At 50.6% G+C, this 15,959-nt stretch carries 17 protein-coding genes; 13 read left to right on the top strand and 4 right to left on the bottom strand.

What is annotated here, in order from left to right:
* Nucleotides 1-28: 28 nt before the first annotated feature.
* Nucleotides 29-934, bottom strand: coding sequence for a LysR family transcriptional regulator (locus AZF00_RS11700; protein WP_008249170.1), 906 nt, complete (start codon nucleotides 932-934; stop codon nucleotides 29-31).
* Nucleotides 935-1,127: 193 nt separating this feature from the next.
* Here AZF00_RS11700 and AZF00_RS11695 point away from each other — a divergent pair, with 193 nt between their 5' ends.
* The 3 genes from AZF00_RS11695 to AZF00_RS11685 all read left to right on the top strand — a co-directional run bounded on the left by AZF00_RS11695 (nucleotide 1,128) and on the right by AZF00_RS11685 (nucleotide 6,235).
* A complete protein-coding gene (locus AZF00_RS11695; protein ID WP_008249171.1) occupies nucleotides 1,128-2,543 on the top strand; it encodes an acetyl-CoA carboxylase biotin carboxylase subunit in 1,416 nt (471 codons plus the stop codon).
* Nucleotides 2,544-2,560: 17 nt separating this feature from the next.
* Nucleotides 2,561-4,375, top strand: coding sequence for a sodium-extruding oxaloacetate decarboxylase subunit alpha (gene oadA / locus AZF00_RS11690; protein WP_008249172.1), 1,815 nt, complete (start codon nucleotides 2,561-2,563; stop codon nucleotides 4,373-4,375).
* Between the two features lie 192 nt (nucleotides 4,376-4,567).
* Nucleotides 4,568-6,235, top strand: coding sequence for a vWA domain-containing protein (locus AZF00_RS11685; RefSeq protein WP_008249173.1), 1,668 nt, complete (start codon nucleotides 4,568-4,570; stop codon nucleotides 6,233-6,235).
* A 158-nt stretch (nucleotides 6,236-6,393) separates the two neighbouring features.
* Here the strand turns inward: AZF00_RS11685 and AZF00_RS11680 are convergent, their stop codons facing one another.
* The 3 genes from AZF00_RS11680 to AZF00_RS11670 all read right to left on the bottom strand — a co-directional run bounded on the left by AZF00_RS11680 (nucleotide 6,394) and on the right by AZF00_RS11670 (nucleotide 7,739).
* Nucleotides 6,394-6,672 carry a peptidylprolyl isomerase gene (locus tag AZF00_RS11680; protein WP_008249174.1) on the bottom strand — a complete coding sequence of 93 codons (279 nt, stop codon included), beginning with the start codon at nucleotides 6,670-6,672 and terminating at the stop codon, nucleotides 6,394-6,396.
* Between the two features lie 260 nt (nucleotides 6,673-6,932).
* Nucleotides 6,933-7,268: a hypothetical protein gene (locus AZF00_RS11675; protein ID WP_008249175.1), complete on the bottom strand. Its 336-nt coding sequence runs from the start codon at nucleotides 7,266-7,268 to the stop codon at nucleotides 6,933-6,935.
* Between the two features lie 192 nt (nucleotides 7,269-7,460).
* Complete coding sequence (locus AZF00_RS11670) at nucleotides 7,461-7,739, bottom strand: peptidylprolyl isomerase (protein WP_008249176.1); 279 nt, start codon at nucleotides 7,737-7,739, stop codon at nucleotides 7,461-7,463.
* Nucleotides 7,740-7,984: 245 nt separating this feature from the next.
* On the opposite strand from AZF00_RS11670, the gene AZF00_RS11665 reads away from it, so the two are divergent.
* The 10 genes from AZF00_RS11665 to AZF00_RS11620 all read left to right on the top strand — a co-directional run bounded on the left by AZF00_RS11665 (nucleotide 7,985) and on the right by AZF00_RS11620 (nucleotide 15,880).
* Nucleotides 7,985-8,449 carry a flagellar basal body-associated FliL family protein gene (locus AZF00_RS11665; RefSeq protein ID WP_008249177.1) on the top strand — a complete coding sequence of 155 codons (465 nt, stop codon included), beginning with the start codon at nucleotides 7,985-7,987 and terminating at the stop codon, nucleotides 8,447-8,449.
* 10 nt (nucleotides 8,450-8,459) lie between these two features.
* Complete coding sequence (locus tag AZF00_RS11660) at nucleotides 8,460-9,407, top strand: flagellar motor switch protein FliM (protein WP_008249178.1); 948 nt, start codon at nucleotides 8,460-8,462, stop codon at nucleotides 9,405-9,407.
* Nucleotides 9,408-9,416: 9 nt separating this feature from the next.
* Nucleotides 9,417-9,830 carry a flagellar motor switch protein FliN gene (gene fliN / locus AZF00_RS11655; protein ID WP_008249179.1) on the top strand — a complete coding sequence of 138 codons (414 nt, stop codon included), beginning with the start codon at nucleotides 9,417-9,419 and terminating at the stop codon, nucleotides 9,828-9,830.
* Nucleotides 9,827-10,348: a flagellar biosynthetic protein FliO gene (fliO, locus tag AZF00_RS11650; RefSeq protein WP_008249181.1), complete on the top strand. Its 522-nt coding sequence runs from the start codon at nucleotides 9,827-9,829 to the stop codon at nucleotides 10,346-10,348. Before fliN ends, fliO begins: the two co-directional genes overlap by 4 nt.
* Complete coding sequence (fliP, locus tag AZF00_RS11645) at nucleotides 10,345-11,091, top strand: flagellar type III secretion system pore protein FliP (protein ID WP_008249182.1); 747 nt, start codon at nucleotides 10,345-10,347, stop codon at nucleotides 11,089-11,091. The genes fliO and fliP overlap by 4 nt, the downstream gene beginning before the upstream one ends.
* Complete coding sequence (gene fliQ, locus AZF00_RS11640) at nucleotides 11,088-11,357, top strand: flagellar biosynthesis protein FliQ (RefSeq protein WP_008249184.1); 270 nt, start codon at nucleotides 11,088-11,090, stop codon at nucleotides 11,355-11,357. Before fliP ends, fliQ begins: the two co-directional genes overlap by 4 nt.
* A 10-nt stretch (nucleotides 11,358-11,367) precedes the next feature.
* The gene (gene fliR, locus AZF00_RS11635; RefSeq protein WP_008249185.1) at nucleotides 11,368-12,141 is read left to right on the top strand and encodes a flagellar biosynthetic protein FliR; all 774 of its coding nucleotides are present in this window, start codon (nucleotides 11,368-11,370) and stop codon (nucleotides 12,139-12,141) included.
* A 3-nt stretch (nucleotides 12,142-12,144) separates the two neighbouring features.
* Nucleotides 12,145-13,269: a flagellar biosynthesis protein FlhB gene (gene flhB / locus AZF00_RS11630; RefSeq protein ID WP_008249187.1), complete on the top strand. Its 1,125-nt coding sequence runs from the start codon at nucleotides 12,145-12,147 to the stop codon at nucleotides 13,267-13,269.
* Nucleotides 13,270-13,761: 492 nt separating this feature from the next.
* Entirely contained in the window at nucleotides 13,762-15,228 is a 1,467-nt protein-coding gene (locus AZF00_RS11625; protein ID WP_008249190.1) for a flagellin N-terminal helical domain-containing protein, read from the top strand.
* A gap of 142 nt (nucleotides 15,229-15,370) precedes the next feature.
* Nucleotides 15,371-15,880, top strand: coding sequence for a flagellar protein FlaG (locus tag AZF00_RS11620; RefSeq protein WP_008249191.1), 510 nt, complete (start codon nucleotides 15,371-15,373; stop codon nucleotides 15,878-15,880).
* The last annotated feature ends 79 nt before the right edge of the window (nucleotides 15,881-15,959 follow it).

Raw genomic sequence — 15,959 nt, 5'->3', positions numbered from 1 at the left:
GCGACGGGCTGGCAATATTGTTTGAGCCTTAAATATTGTGTTGGTGAAGAAAGTCGTGAAAGGCCTTGGTTAGTGGGTTTAGGTGCTTGCCCTTTGGGTAAACTGTGCACCAGGAGCGTCGAATCGGGAAGCCGGTAATGGCAATAGTACTTAGTTGCTTTGCTGCAATCTCGTGAGCAACCATGGCTTGCGGCAGCACAGCAAAATGGTCAGGGCTGGCCAGGGCCATTTTTATGGCCTGATGACTGCCCATCTGTCGACGACGTTGAATAATGCAGCCGTGTTGGCGGCAAAAGTTTTCTAAAATTTGCCGAGTGCCTGAGCCCGGCTCGCGAATTAGCGCTGGGTATTCCAGTAATTCAATTAAGCTGACAGCCGTGTTGTTTGTGAGCGGGTGATGGGGGTGGGTGACAACCACCAGTTGGTGTTCGGCAAATGGGGTGTAGATCAGGGCGCGGCCCTCGGGTACCTGGGTCATTATCGCAAGGTCGTCGAGATTGTCGTCAAGGCGCTCCAGCAAGCGCTGGTGATTAACGACGTGCAGGCTGATGTTAACGTCTGGGTGCAGTGCGCAGAATTCGTTGATATATGCCGGCAACAAATATTCGGCGCTGGATTCAATGGCGACATTAAGGCTGCCCTGTAAACGGCCATGAAGCTCAGTTAATTCTATTTCCAGGTGTACCAAGCGCTGTTTTAGGTCTCTGGCTGCGCGGAGCATAAGATCACCGGCACTCGTTAAAAACAGTTGCTTGCCTAAATAATCGAACAGGGCTTGGCCGACCACTTCTTCTAAGCTGCGGATCTGAGAGCTGACGGCAGGTTGTGTCAGCGCCAGTTGCAGTGCGGCCTTGGAATAGCTGCGGTGCTGGCATACGGCCAAGAATACGTCTAATTGACGCAGGGTGAGGCGGTTTAAATAACTGACGTCCATTTAAATTCCCGAGTGCTAATATCTAGGTATAAGCTATTACTTATACTGACGAATACAAATATTAATTTTTTATTCTAACGCTTTTTCGGTACGGTGGCTGCATACAAATCTAGGTGTATTGCTTTGCAGTGTTTATTTGGGCGCTTGCAAGACAAGCTTAGGGGGGAATTCTTCCCCGATAGGGAGTTCAGCTATGTTGAAAAAAATCCTGATCGCCAATCGCGGTGAAATCGCGGTGCGTATTGTCCGGGCCTGCGCTGAAATGGGCATACGGTCAGCAGCGATCTACACCGAGCCAGACCGTTTTGCCTTGCACGTAAAGCGTGCAGATGAGGCCTACAATATTGGCGCCGACCCCTTAGAAGGCTATTTGAACCCAAGGAAATTAGTCGCGCTTGCCGTAGAGACGGGCTGTGATGGCTTGCATCCTGGGTACGGCTTCCTGTCAGAAAATGCGGAATTGGCCGATGTCTGTGCCGAGCGCGGTATTACCTTTATTGGTCCTAGCGCTGAAGTCATTAGGCGTATGGGCGATAAAACCGAGGCGCGGCGGGCCATGACAGCGGCTGGCGTACCGGTCACGCCGGGCACTGATGGTAACTTGGCCGACGTAGAAGAAGCGGTGAGTTTTGCTAAAACCATTGGCTATCCCATAATGCTCAAGGCCACCTCGGGTGGCGGTGGTCGCGGGATACGCCGCTGCGACAGCGAGACAGATTTACGCCGTCAATACGATCGCGTGGTGTCTGAGGCAACCAAGGCTTTTGGTCGCGCCGATGTGTTTATGGAAAAGTGCATAGTTAATCCCCGTCACATTGAAGCCCAAATTCTGGCCGACAGCCACGGCAATGTCATTCACCTGTTTGAGCGGGATTGTTCGATTCAGCGCCGTAATCAAAAGCTGATTGAAATCGCGCCGTCGCCACAGTTAACCCCAGAGCAGCGCGCGTATATCGGCGATATGTCGGTGCGCGCCGCCGAAGCGGTGGGCTATGAAAATGCCGGCACGGTGGAGTTTTTGCTGGCCGACAATCAAATCTATTTCATGGAAATGAATACCCGGGTACAGGTAGAACACACCATTACCGAGCAAATTACCGGCGTAGATGTGGTGCGCGAGCAGATTCGAATCGCCTCGGGCTTGCCTTTGGCCTACCGCCAGCAAGACATTTCTTATCGCGGTTACGCCCTGCAATTCCGTATTAACGCAGAAGACCCTAAGAACGACTTTTTGCCCAGCTTTGGCAAAATTAGCCGTTATTACGCGCCGGGTGGACCCGGGGTGCGGGTTGATACCGCTATTTATACGGGCTACACCATTCCGCCTTATTTCGACTCCATGTGTCTAAAATTGATTGTGTGGGGCCTGACCTGGGAAGAAGTCTTAAATCGCGGTTCTCGGGCACTGAACGATATGCGTCTGCAGGGCGTAAAAACCACCGCGACCTATTACCAACAAATTTTAAAGCACCCGGATTTTCGTGCCGGTAATTTCGATACCAGTTTTGTTGAAAGCCATCCCGAGCTGACCCAGTACTCGGACAAAACCCGCCCAGAAGATATTGCCCTCGCCGTGGCCGCGGCAATTGCCGCCCACGCTGGCCTATAACGCAAAGGATATTGATCATGAGCCAAGTTAAACCTGTTCTAATCACCGATGTTGCCCTGCGCGATGGCCACCAGTCACTGATTGCCACGCGGCTGCGTACCGAAGACATGCTGCCGGTTTGCGCTGAGCTAGATGCGATCGGCTTTTGGTCACTGGAAGTGTGGGGCGGTGCAACCTTTGACGCCTGCGTGCGCTTCTTGAAAGAAGATCCCTGGGAGCGCTTGCGTAAGCTGCGCGAGGCGCTGCCCAATACCAAATTGCAAATGCTAGTGCGGGGTCAGAATCTGCTGGGTTACCGCCACTACGCCGACGATGTGGTTGAGGCCTTTATTCAAAAATCCGCTGACAACGGCATGGATATTTTCCGGCTGTTTGACGCCATGAACGATGTACGTAACCTTGAAACGGCGGTGGCTGCCGTTAAAAAATCGGGTAAGCACGCCCAGGGCACCATTTGCTACACCACCAGTCCCGTTCACACTACTGCCAAATTTGTGCAGCAAGCGAGAGATATGGTCAATATGGGGGTGGACTCCATTGCGATAAAAGACATGGCTGGCTTGCTTACGCCTACGGCCACATCAGAGTTGATTGCGGCGCTTAAACTCGAAGTGAAAGTACCGCTCGCCTTACACTCGCATATGACCTCGGGTTTGGCGGGCTTGTGCCAGCTCAAGGCTGTCGAAGCGGGCATCGATATTATCGACACCGCAATGTCGGCCTTTGCTAATGGCACCAGCCACCCGGCGACCGAAACCATGGTGGCGGCCCTTAAAGGCACACCGCGCGATAGCGGATTAGATTTGCCCGCCCTGCAAAATATTGCGAGCCAGCTGTGGGAGGTTCGCAAAAAATACCACCAGTTTGAAAGCGAATTCACCCGCGAAGACGTTAGCGTGCAGATCAACCAAGTGCCTGGCGGCATGATGTCGAACTTGGCGAACCAGCTAAAAGAGCAGGGCGCCTTACACCGCATTGGCGATGTGTTTGGAGAAATCCCCGCGGTGCGTAAAGACCTCGGCTACCCGCCACTGGTAACGCCAACCTCGCAAATTGTTGGCACCCAAGCGGTAATGAATATTCTTGCCGACAAACGTTATACCACCATCACCAATGAGGTTAAGCGCTATTTGCAGGGCCACTACGGCGCCGCACCAGCGCCGGTAGACAAAAATTTGCGGGCCTTGGCAATTGGCAACGAAGATGTGATTGATGTGCGTCCGGCAGATCTTTTGCCGCCAGAGCTGAGCAAGTTGCGCGCTGAAGTTGGCGCCTTAGCCAAATCTGAAGAAGACGTGCTGACCTTTGCCATGTTCCCTGATTTGGGACGCGCATTCCTCACTGAACGTGAAGCGGGCACCCTCACACCTGAGGTCTTAGAGCCGATTGGTAGCGGAGGTTCGCGTCCGGTATCTGACGGCGGCGCACCAACCGAGTTTGTGATTGATGTTCACGGTGAAAGCTATCAGGTGGCCATTACCGGTGTGGGTGTTAAAGGTACAGGTAAACGCCATATCTACATGACCTTAGATGGCATGCCCGAAGAAGTAGTGTTCGAGGCCTTGAATGAATACAAGGCTGAGGGCGGCGGTGGTCGTGGCGCGGCCAGCAAGCCTGGCCACGTGAGCACCAATATGCCAGGCAATATTGTGGAAGTACTGGTTGCGGTTGGTGACGTGGTTAAACTGGGGCAGGCGGTATTGGTTACCGAGGCCATGAAAATGGAAGCTGAGGTACAGGCCCCTATTGCCGGTAAGGTTGTTGATATCTTTGTTAAGAAGGGCGACCGCGTGACGCCGGGCGAGGTGCTTATTGAGATAGAAGCCGTTTAGCCCTTTTTGGGGTATTGGTTTGCGTCGATTCACAGATTGCTTAACTACTCGCGGAAGAATTGTACTTAGGCTGTAATTTTGCTTTCATATCGCCTGTGGCGCTTTTGGCGCCCCGAATAAAAATTGCTGCTGAACATGGCGGTGAACGTTGCTAAGGATCGGCAGTGAAAATAGACAATATGGAGTGTCGCTATGGATTTCTCGAAAATTTTAATTACCTCGGTGCTGTGTTGGTCAGCGATGAGCATTACCGGGTGTGGCGGTAGTAGCAGCAAGAGTGCTCAACCCGCGCAGCCGATAACGAGTGCTGCGGTGGCGAGTGAGAAGGCGAATATCGCTTTGTACGGTGATATAGCTCAGGATAAAACCAAGGAAGTCGGCGATAGCAAGCCCGCATTGCTGTTAGATGACGACGATGTGAATTATGCGGGTTTCGGGATGGCCTTTGCCGAACCAGAGGTCGCCGAGCCCTCTGTGGCGAGGGCCCAATCTGATACCTCGGCTATTCAAAATGACGTAGATGAGAAGGTCGCAACGATTACTGATGCGCTGGTAGCTGACGGCGCGAGCGTAAACCAACTGGTAAATCGAAGTGTTGCTGGGATGCAATCAGCCGTCGCGATTGTGGTATTAGACGTCCAATATATTTCAGGTGGTCGTAGTAGTGCAGATTTACGAAATTTACTGCTTGCCGAGCTAGGCTCGGACGCAGAAGTCACTGCACTTCCTGTCGGCTCCGGCAGTGGTCGAGAATTCCGTGTCTCCCTCGCATTTTGGAAAGTAGAGCAAAACTTGCTTACTTGGCTTGGGGTATTCGCTAGTGATTTTGCTGAGCAAGTAAAAGCGGCCTACGGTGATGTGAATAATGGCGCGGCGGTCACGTCGGTTCGCGCTGCAAGCACTTTTATTAAAAATAGCCAAACCTTTGCTCAAGCTGAAGACGCAAATAATGCCGCTGATATTTTATGGGTGATAGATAATTCTGGTTCTATGAGCGAGGAACAGGAAAATCTTGGCAATGGCATAGATCAGTTTTTCGATAGCCTGAATGCTGCGGCTCTTGATTTTCGTTTGGCCGTCACGACTACAGATGGCAGTAGTTGTGAGGAGTTATTGACTTTACCAGATGACGCCTCTGCTAACTTTATTTCGCCAACCACGCCAAATGGCAAAGATCAGTGGGGTGATGATTCAGATGGTATCGCTCGTCCTGGTACATCTGGTAGCCCGACTGAAACAGGTTTTTACTGTGCCGATAAAGTTGATTTGACCGGCTTTGATCGCGAGGCTGCGCCGAATATTGTGGTATTTGTCTCTGATGAGCCGGAAAATGAGACTGTTTTTGAGCGTTTTCCGTCAGGTGCCGATGCAAGTTACAGCGTGCGGGATTTCAACACCTATAAACAAGCTTTTGTTGATAGCGGCGCAACCTACTTTTCGATTAGCGGTCCCTCTACCGTAGTGCGGTCAACATTCAGCGATCCGTCGCCAGCAAGCACGCCCAATTCATCGTGTTCCGGCGATGGTGGAACTGCCAGTGGCGGTGCGCATTTTAGCGAAATTGCAGCAATTACTGGCGGTAGCTCTGCCTCAATCTGCGCGCCGTCGACCGCTTGGAGCGTGATGTACGAGCAGATTATTCAAACTGCGACTGGTTTAGCAAGTAGCTTCAAACTAGATTTTCCTCCTCAGCCAGGTTCAATTATTGTGAAGGTCAATGGCGTTGCTGTTAGCAGAGACACCGCTCATATTAACGGCTTCGACGTACTCTATGGCAGTGATGACGCATCCATTGTGTTTTATGGCGAGGCCATACCTGCTGCTGGCGATGAAATAGTGATTACTTACGACCATCTATAGTGGTGCAGTAAATATTGAATGGGGATAAATCAGCTAGATATGTAAGGTAATTTTTTAGTAAATTTAGCTTTTGGTTGTCTCAAATTGACCCGTATTCAGTACTGAATACGGGTTTTTTTATTGCTTATAGGTGGCCTTTCGAGAGGTGCGGGGTTTTCTTAGTTGCGGTAAATAGTCTGAATTAAGTGGTAACCAAACTGGGTTTTAACGGGGCCGTGTACTTCTAAAACGGCTTCTTTAAAAACTACGTCGTCAAAGGGTTTTACCATTTGACCGGGGCGAAATTCGCCGAGGTCGCCACCCTGTTTACCAGACGGGCAATCGGAATGCTTTTTCGCCAATTCACCAAAATCGCCACCCTTAGCAATTTTAGCTTTAATGTCTTTTGCTTCTTGTTCGGTTTTAACCAGTATGTGGCGTGCTGAAGCAACGGTCATTAAATGATCTCCTTAATATGTTTGATGAATTATAGCAGCAACCAATAGCCTAGTTATTGGAGAGAGGTTGATATTGCCGGTAAGGTTGTTGATATCTTTGTTAAGAAGGGCGACCGCGTAACACCGGGCGAGGTGCTTATTGAGATAGCCGCAGAATAAGCACCGCAATTCCTTAACACAGCTAAAATAGTTTAAGCCCCCGTATATTTGCGCCTTTTGGTAAAAGATACGGGGGCTTTTACTATTCAAAAACGTAGTTTTTACGCTTCCTTATCTAGCTTCCAAGTGCAGGCAGAGGCATGGCTGTAGGTTTCTTTTGAAACAGCCTCGTCTTGTGCCGAGGCTAGTTGCAGGCGAGTATTCTCTGCGGAGCGGAACACACCTACCGTGAAACAGACGCCACCCAATACTAGCAGGTGGCCTAGCCATACATAATGAAAATAGAATATAGACAGGAAACTCAGAGAAAACACCATGCTCCACATCCACGCGAGAACCTGCATAGTGTAGTGCTGTGACGCGAGATCGAGATGGCGAAGGGGATTCTTACTGCTATCCATCACCAGTTCGTAGCTTTCAACAATGAAATTTTTCATACCAGCAGCCTCAGGTTTTTTAAGATACATGAAAGCTTACGAAAATCGTTAGGTTTTAGATCAGTGAACCGGTGCTGAATCTTGGCTTACGGAAATGATTTTGAATTATATACAGGGTGGGGCGTCTACGTTTGTTTACCCCGTTGGCACACAGCCTTCGGGGCATTTTAATTACTACTGGCTCAATACGGCTTAGTTGCGGTAAATAGTCTGAATTAAGTGGTAACCAAACTGGGTTTTAACGGGGCCGTGTACTTCTAAAATGGCTTCTTTAAAAACTACGTCGTCAAAGGGTTTTACCATTTGACCGGGGCGAAATTCGCCAAGGTCGCCACCCTGTTTGCCAGACGGGCAATCGGAATGCTTTTTCGCTAATTCACCAAAATCGCCGCCCTTAGCAATTTTAGCTTTAATATCTTTCGCTTCTTGTTCGGTTTTAACCAGTATGTGGCGTGCTGAAGCAACGGTCATTAAACGATCTCCTTAATATGTTTGATGAATTATAGCAGCAACCAAGAGCCTAGTTGTTGGAGAGAGGTTGATATTGTTGTTTAAATTTTGGTTGTTTTAAGCCGGCGGGCGCCAAAGTTTTGTCGTAAGGATTTGTATCTATATTAAGCGTTTGATTTTTAAGTATAATTTTCATTGGCATGGGGCTTGCTATAACCCGTTTAGCAGCTATGTTTTCTCTGTATGCAGATTGTGGATCATAATGTATGAAATCAAAGATTATTTTAATTGTGGGTGTGCTCGTTTTGCTGCTGGCAGCGGTCGGCGGAACGTGGTGGTTTATGAAGAGCACTGCGCCGCCGATGCCCGCAGCTGACGGTGAAGCTGCGGTAGTTGCTGCTCCAGCGCTGAAAGCGCCGGAGTATTACAGCCTATCGCCGTCCTTTGTTGTGAATTTGCAGAATGAGCGCAGCATGCGCTTTCTGATGATTGAAATTGAATTAATGTCGCGTCGAGATGATACTTTTAGTCGGGTAGAGCAATATGAACCGCGAATTCGTAATGATTTGCTTTTGTTTCTTAGCAAGTTAGATCGCGAGGCAATTGCCACCGTAGAGCAGCGTCAGAAAATTCAAGAAGAAGCGATGGCGGTGATTAACGACGTTTTAACGACCGAGTCTGGTAAAGGCGGCGTCGACGCTGTGTATTTTACCAAGTTCGTCGTGCAATGAGGTTGCCAATGTGAGTGACGTACTCGATCCGGAAGAACTCGAGGCGCTTATGGCTGGGGAGGAAGACAATGGCCCAGGTAAGGGCAAGTATAATCTCGCTCGTCAAGATTACGCCGTGCAACGCCTTATTCCGGCGTTGTCGCTGATTCAGTCGCAGTTTGCCAATGCGACCAAAGATCGAATGCAGGAGTTTGTCGCGGCGGTGAGTTCGGTTCAGACCGATAAAATCACCGTGATGAAGTTTGACGAAATGGTGAACACCTTATCTGCGCCTTGCAGTTTATCTGTGGTGCAGGGCCTGCCAATGAGTGCCAGCTTGTTTTTGGCTTTTGAATCTGAGTTGGTATTTCAGTTGGTTGATCGCTACTTTGGTGGTTCTGGCGCAAGTCAGCAGGGTGACCGCGAAACCTTGTCGGTATCTGAATTCAGTTTCATGGAAATGCTTAACACCGCTTTGCTCCCGGATATTGCCAGTGCCTGGAAGTCGGTAATAAAAACTGATCCGACAATTGCCGCGCAATACAACGACCCGCGCATGCTCGACACCATTAGCGAAGCAGATTCCTTAGTTGCCACCCGATTTACAATTAATATCGGTGATTTTGTTGGCGGCCTGTGGTCGATTGTGCCATGGAGTGCAATTGATGCAGTGCGCGACAGCCTAGGTGATCCCGCGCAAAGTAAGCGCAAACCTTCTAGCGATGATTGGCGAGATCGTTTGCTGGAAGGTTTGGAGTCGGCCCCAATAGAATTGGTGGCGGTGTTAGCGCAAACCAAACTGAGTTTGAAAAAAGTCGCCGGTCTCAAAGTTGGCGATATTATTGATTTGCCCTCGCCAGATGAATTGATTTTGGAAGTAGATGGTAAACCGTTTATGCGCGGTCGATTTGGCAGTCACCAGGGAAATTTAGCGGTGAAACTCGAGGGGCCAGTGCCGAAAAAGCGGCCCCAGCGCTGAGGAGGATGCATGACAGACGACGTCAATAATCAAGAATCAGTGGCGGCTGCCACTAAACGAAAAGATGCGGTAAGCGCCGCTGAAATTAAGGAATTAAATGAACACACAAGCGCTCAGCAAACAAAGCCAGCAGCTAGCTCATCGGGGAGTGGACGTATGAGTAATGATATGAGCCTCGATATGATTATGGATGTCAGCGTCAATGTCGCTGTTGAAGTTGGGCGAACCAAAATGAGTATCCGTGATTTGCGCGAACTTAGTCAGGGCGCCATTATTGAATTGGACCGCGCTGCAGGTACGCCGCTTGATGTTTTGGTAAACGATACGCTAGTCGCACGTGGCGAAATTGTCGTGGTTAAAGACAAATTCGGCATTATGCTCACCGAAGTCGTGGGCCAAGAAGAGCGTGAGCGCCGGGGATGATGGTGTCATTGCGTAGGGCGTCTTATGGGCTTGGTGGCATTTTAACTGCGATTGCTTTGCCCGCTTGGTGCGAGGACGTTGCCGAAACGGCAGAGCCCTTAGCGATTGCCAAGACCAGTGCGGCAGCGCCAGTCTTGCCGACAGTTGCGCCGGGCTTGGGGCAACTTGATATTAGTGGTTTGCTTGGCAGTTTATTGCTGGTGTCGCTGTGTATTGTGGTTCTAATGTGGTTGTTACGTAAAAGCCGTTTAGTGGCGGGGCCTAATCAAGCTGGCGTCGCGGTGGTTGGCCAGATTCCGCTGAGTATGAAAGAAAAGCTCTTGGTGGTGCAGGTCGGGGACGAAAAACTGCTCCTTGGTTGTACCGCAACGGCGATCAATACGTTGCATACTTGGTCGTCGCCGCAAGGTAGCGACGAGGTGATTTCTCAAGATTCGCCCTTTGCTAAATTATTAGCGCGCTTGCCCAAACAATCTGCACCTAAGACCTCAAACGGCGATTCTGGGGGTGCATCATGAGTCGCATAGCTAAATCGCTGTTATTCATAGCAAGCTGTCTGCCGTTATTCGCCAACGCGGCGCAGCTGTCTTTGCCCGCCGTAACCGCTATGCCCGCAGCGGGGGGTGGCCAAGAGTATACGGTATCGCTGCAATTGCTGGCAGTAATGACGGCACTGACCTTATTGCCCGCGTTACTGTTAGGAATGACTGCGTTTACGCGGATTATGATTGTATTGTCGATACTGCGCCAAGCGCTAGGCACGGGGCAGACACCGTCAAACCAGATTTTGCTGAGTTTGGCGCTGTTTCTCACCATGTTTATTATGCAGCCAGTGGCTGAGATTGCGTATAACGATGCAATTAAGCCGTATATGGCGGAAGAAATGCCCTTTGAGCAGGCCGTTGAAACCGGCTTTAAACCTTTCCGTGCCTTTATGCTAAGGCAAACTCGTGAAGAAGACATTGCCCGCTTTGCTGAGATCACCGGCCAAGATGCCTTTGACAAACCCGAGGACGTACCCTTTGCCATTTTAATGGCTTCGTTTTTAACCAGTGAGCTGAAAACGGCCTTCCAAATCGGCTTTCTATTATTCATCCCCTTTGTGGTCATTGATTTGGTGGTGGCCAGTGTTTTGATGTCTATGGGTATGATGATGTTGTCGCCGATGATGATTTCGCTGCCCTTTAAAATTATGTTGTTTGTGTTAGTAGACGGCTGGAGCTTGGTAATGGGCTCATTAGCGGCGAGTTTTTACCAATGAACGCCGACACGGTTATTGAACTTGGCCGACAGGCCATGAATGTAACAGTGTTATTGGCCGCGCCCTTATTGCTGTCGGCGCTGGCCGCTGGTTTGATGATTGGTATGTTTCAGGCAGCCACCCAAATTCAAGACATGACCTTAAGCTTTATTCCAAAGCTGGTGGTGCTTGTGGTGGTGCTGGGTATAGCGGGCCCGTGGATGCTGCGTCAATTAATAGACTACACCACCCAACTGTTTGAAATGATCCCGAGCCTGGTGGGGTGACCTTACCGTGATGGGGCTTACTGCAGACCAGCTCAGCGTCTTGCTGGCGAGTGCATGGCTGCCTTTTATACGGGTAGGCGGTGCCATGATGACGGCTCCCTTATTCAGTGCAGCTTATATTCCTGCCCGCGCTCGAATTATGGTGGCGGTGTTTATCACTGCGGTTCTGCTGCCGATTTTGCCTGCCCCCCCGCCAATGAATTTACTGGGCATAGAAACCATGCTCCTTATTGCCAATGAATTTCTCATTGGCTTATGTCTTGGTTTTATTATTCAGCTGGTGTTTGACGCCATCATTTTGGCGGGGCAGTTAATCGCCATGGGTATGGGCTTGGGCTTTGCTATGATGGTCGACCCGCAGCGTGGCGTGCAAGTGCCGGTTTTGTCTCAGTTCTTATTGATATTTACCATGCTGCTCTTTGTCGCCATGAATGGCCATCTGGATTTTTTAGATCTATTGGCGCGAAGCTTTGAGTATTGGCCAATTGGCGGTGGCGCCTTATCTGGCGACCAGCTTGGGGTGGTTATTGTGCGCGGTGCGGAGCTGTTTACCGGTGCAATTCGAGTGGCTATTCCCGCTGTGGTTGCACTGTTAGTGGTGCAGCTTGCGATGGGTGTGGTTAGCCGCGCAGCGCCCACCTTGAACTTGTTTGCGGTGGGTTTCCCAATCGCGATGTTAATTGGCTTTATGGTGGTGGATCGCCTGTTACCAAATTTATTGCCACTTTTGTCTTCTGGTCTCGGTGCTGCCTTTGTGGCCGCCGAGCAATTTCTCGGGATGTAAATCATGGCTGAGAACGAAGACGGTCAAGAACGCACAGAAGACGCATCGGAGAAAAAACTCGCCGACTCCCGAAAAAAGGGGCAGGTGCCGCGTTCAAAAGAACTCACTACCATGATGGTAACCCTGTCGGGCGCCGCTATTTTGCTATTTACTGGCGGGCAGTTGGCAGTGGCATTGCAAGATCTACTGTCGAGTAGTTTGTCGCCGAGCTTTCTCATTGCTGATGAGCGAGAATTAGCGAGTCGACTCTACCAAACCTTGGTTCGCGGCTTACTGACAATTTGGCCGTTAATGCTCGTCGCCATTATTGCTGTGGTGTTTTCTTCAACCATTTTGGGCGGTTGGACATTTAATTTAAGTGTTAAGCCATCGCGCATGGATCCGATTAAGGGGGTCGCTAAATTATTTTCTCTGCGTAGCCTCGGTGAATTAGCCAAGGCGCTTATGAAAATGGTGTTTATTGGCGCGGCGGCGATATTTCTCCTCTCTGGGCTGGCTGGCGATATTCTCGGCCTGGGCTTGCAAGAGCCGAAAGAGGCAATTAAAAACAGCGCATCACTGCTGGTTTGGTTCTTTTTTATTGTGAGTCTGCCGCTACTCGCAATAGCGGCCATCGATGTGCCCTGGCAACTGTGGAATTACCACAAGGAATTGCGCATGACCCGCCAAGAAGTGCGGGATGAGCACAAGGAATCTGACGGCCGCCCGGAAGTAAAAGCCAAACTGCGGGAAATGCAACAAGCCGCTGCCAATAACCGGATGATGGAAAAAGTCCCCACCGCTGACGTAATCATCACCAACCCCACCCATTTTGCCGTGGCCCTGAAATACGATGAAGCCCGCATGGCGGCGCCGACTTTATTAGCAAAAGGTGCCGACAATATTGCCGCTAAGATCCGTGAATTGGCTATGGAACACGACGTTCCCATTGTTGAATCCCCCCGTTTAGCTCGTGCCGTATTTGCGAGTACTGACCTCGATGCCGAAATTCCCGGCGGCCTGTACTTGGCCGTGGCCCAAATCCTAACCTATGTGTATCAGCTGCGCAGCTGGGAGACTTTGGGTGGCGAATACCCCGAGCCGCCGGAGCCAGAGGTGGACGACGCCTACTTGAAAGACTTGCTTTAGGTCTGAGGTCAGACATTGGTCGTGGGGGAGTAAGTGCCAGCCGGTTGTGCCGTTGCAGAGATGGACTCCTGCCTGCGCAGGAGTGACGATGGCTTTGCGCTGTGCGGTATCCGCGTCATAACAGGGACTTAAGTCTAATGTCAGGCGCAAGTATTGGGAAAGGGCCAGCCGGTTGTGGAGATGGGCCCCCGCCTTCGCAGCAATGACGTTTTTGATCTTGTGGTCATACCAGCGCAGGCGGGTATCCCAGTGAGCGCAGCGAATAAAAGCGTCGCCCACCTCCCGTCAAGCTTTAAGCGAGCACTTGGTAGCTAGTGCCTGACACTCGACTTCCAACCTGCATTTCTAGGTATTTACCACCAATAGTAAAAAAAACTTAAAGTTCTCCCAAATGCGGCCGTTAATTGGATTGAAAGCAAACTACAGTCACTTTGACTGGTGCTTAATCAAAGACTTACGTCTTTACCGCATAGAGTGGAAAGGAGATTTACCATGGCACTTAGCATCAACACCAACGTTGCCTCTTTGAATGCCCAGCGCAATCTGCAAAAGTCGCAAGAAACATTGAACACCTCGCTGCAGCGCCTTTCTACTGGTCTGCGTATTAATAGCGCTAAAGACGATGCTGCCGGCCTGGCCATCTCTACTCGCTTTACCACCCAAATCAATGGTTTGAACCAAGCGGTTCGTAATGCCAACGACGGTATTTCACTGGCGCAAACTGGTGAAGCGGCGCTGGACGAAATTACCAACAACTTACAGCGTATTCGCGAGTTGTCAGTACAGTCTGCTAACGCGACTAACTCTAACTCTGACCGTGGTGCACTAGACGCGGAAGTACAGCAGCGTCTGGCTGAAATCGACCGGATCTCCTCACAGACCTCGTTCAACGGCCGCAAGATTCTGGATGGCTCGTTTGGTAATGCGGTGTTCCAGGTTGGCTCTAACGTTGGTGAGACTATTAGTCTTGATCTTACCGCCAGCACTCGTTTGAACTCGCTGGGTTCAACGGCCAGTGAGGTTTCTGATGACTTAAGTGTTGTGATGGCTGGAGTTACTGGCGATGCGGGTACAGCAACTGTAGCCACATTTAGCTCTGCTAATATAGAAGGTGATTATAGCGGCGGCGCTGGAAGTTTAGCCTTCGATTTTGCTGGGGCAAGTTACTCAATCGCTCTTACCACTGCGACTGAGGATGCCGCTAGTATTGAGACCAAGTTAAATGCTGCACTGTCTGGCTTTGCGACCGCTACGAGATCTGGGTCAGACTTCACTATTACTAGTGATGCGCCAGGCGCTCTTGCTGGGATGGAAAATGTAGTCTACACAGCCGGTGCATCAGGTGGTTCGGCCCCGGCGGCACCAAATAATACCGTGGGTAATCCAGTTGTTACTGCTGTAGCTCCCGGCCTAGTAGTATCTGGTGATTTCAGTATTGCAATAGGCGACGCTGACGCGGTTGCGGTTGCCGATGGCACCTACACGTCTACTGAAGACTTGGTGGCAGCGATCAACACTGCACTGGGTAGCAATGGTCTTGCTGAAGATAATGGCGATGGCACTGTCTCCATCTATGCCTCTGAAGCAATTACCTTTACTGGTGCTGCGGCGACAAGTGCAGGTCTGACTGACGCAGCTGTGTCCGGTAACTTGTCGTCTGCCGGTGTCACGACGGTAGCCGCTTCAAATGACATGATCCGCCGTGTTGACTCAGCTCTAACCGCAATTAGCGACCGTCGCAGCGACTTTGGTGCGATCCAAAACCGCTTCGAGTCTACCATCACTAACCTGCAGACCATCTCTGAAAACTTGGCGGCATCACGTGGTCGGATTTTGGACGCTGACTTTGCGGCTGAAACTGCCAACTTGACTAAGGCGCAGATTCTGCAGCAGGCAGGCACCGCGATCTTAGCCCAGGCCAATGCATTACCACAGGCCGCTCTGAGTCTGCTGCAGTAAGTCGCAGCCCGCTAGGACCCGCCATCCATTGGATGGCGGGAATTAACGGCCCAGACAGGGAGTTAACGGGAAAGACGACGGGGCCTAAAGGCTCTGTTCGTGTTTCTGGTATAACTGTTTGATAGGGTGAGTAGGTTACATTATGGATACGAGCTTATCATTACAAGCGCTAGCGCCTAGCTACGCTAAACCAGCGTCACCGAGTGCGACGGCGGCAAATACTAACGCGGGCGCGGCAACGCAAGCTGGCGGCCGGTTTGTGCCGGTGCCGGGCGGTAAATCTTTGCCGTCTACCTCGAATTCCTCGCAAGCAGCGCCCAGTCGTACTGCCCAAGATGCCGCAAAAGCACGGGGTGAAGAGACCAAGCCGAGCAATGAGTTAAGCCGTTTGGCCATGGCTTTGGTGGCAGAATTTGACTCAACAAATAGTATAGAGAAAACGTCTCAAGCGGTTGCCAAGCTTAATGAAATCCTCAAGGACCGCGAGCGCGACCTCGAATTTTCGGTAGACGACACTACTGGTAGAACAATTTTAAAAGTCATTCACGCCGAGTCGGGTGAAGTTATACGGCAGATACCGCCAGAAGAATTATTGAATATTGCCCGCACCTTTATTGAAGGCACCGGCAGTTTAATTGAAGACCAGGCTTAATTGGCGCATAACGTGCATTGTCTGTGTTTGAATGGCTAAATCGTTCACGCTTTTGCGTGGCAAAGTAACAGCAGGCCAT

It is taken from the genome of Zhongshania aliphaticivorans, from assembly GCF_001586255.1.
Classification (GTDB): domain Bacteria; phylum Pseudomonadota; class Gammaproteobacteria; order Pseudomonadales; family Spongiibacteraceae; genus Spongiibacter; species Spongiibacter aliphaticivorans.
The sequence above is the reverse complement of the archived record's forward strand: the minus strand, read 5'-3'. Positions and strand labels throughout refer to the sequence as shown.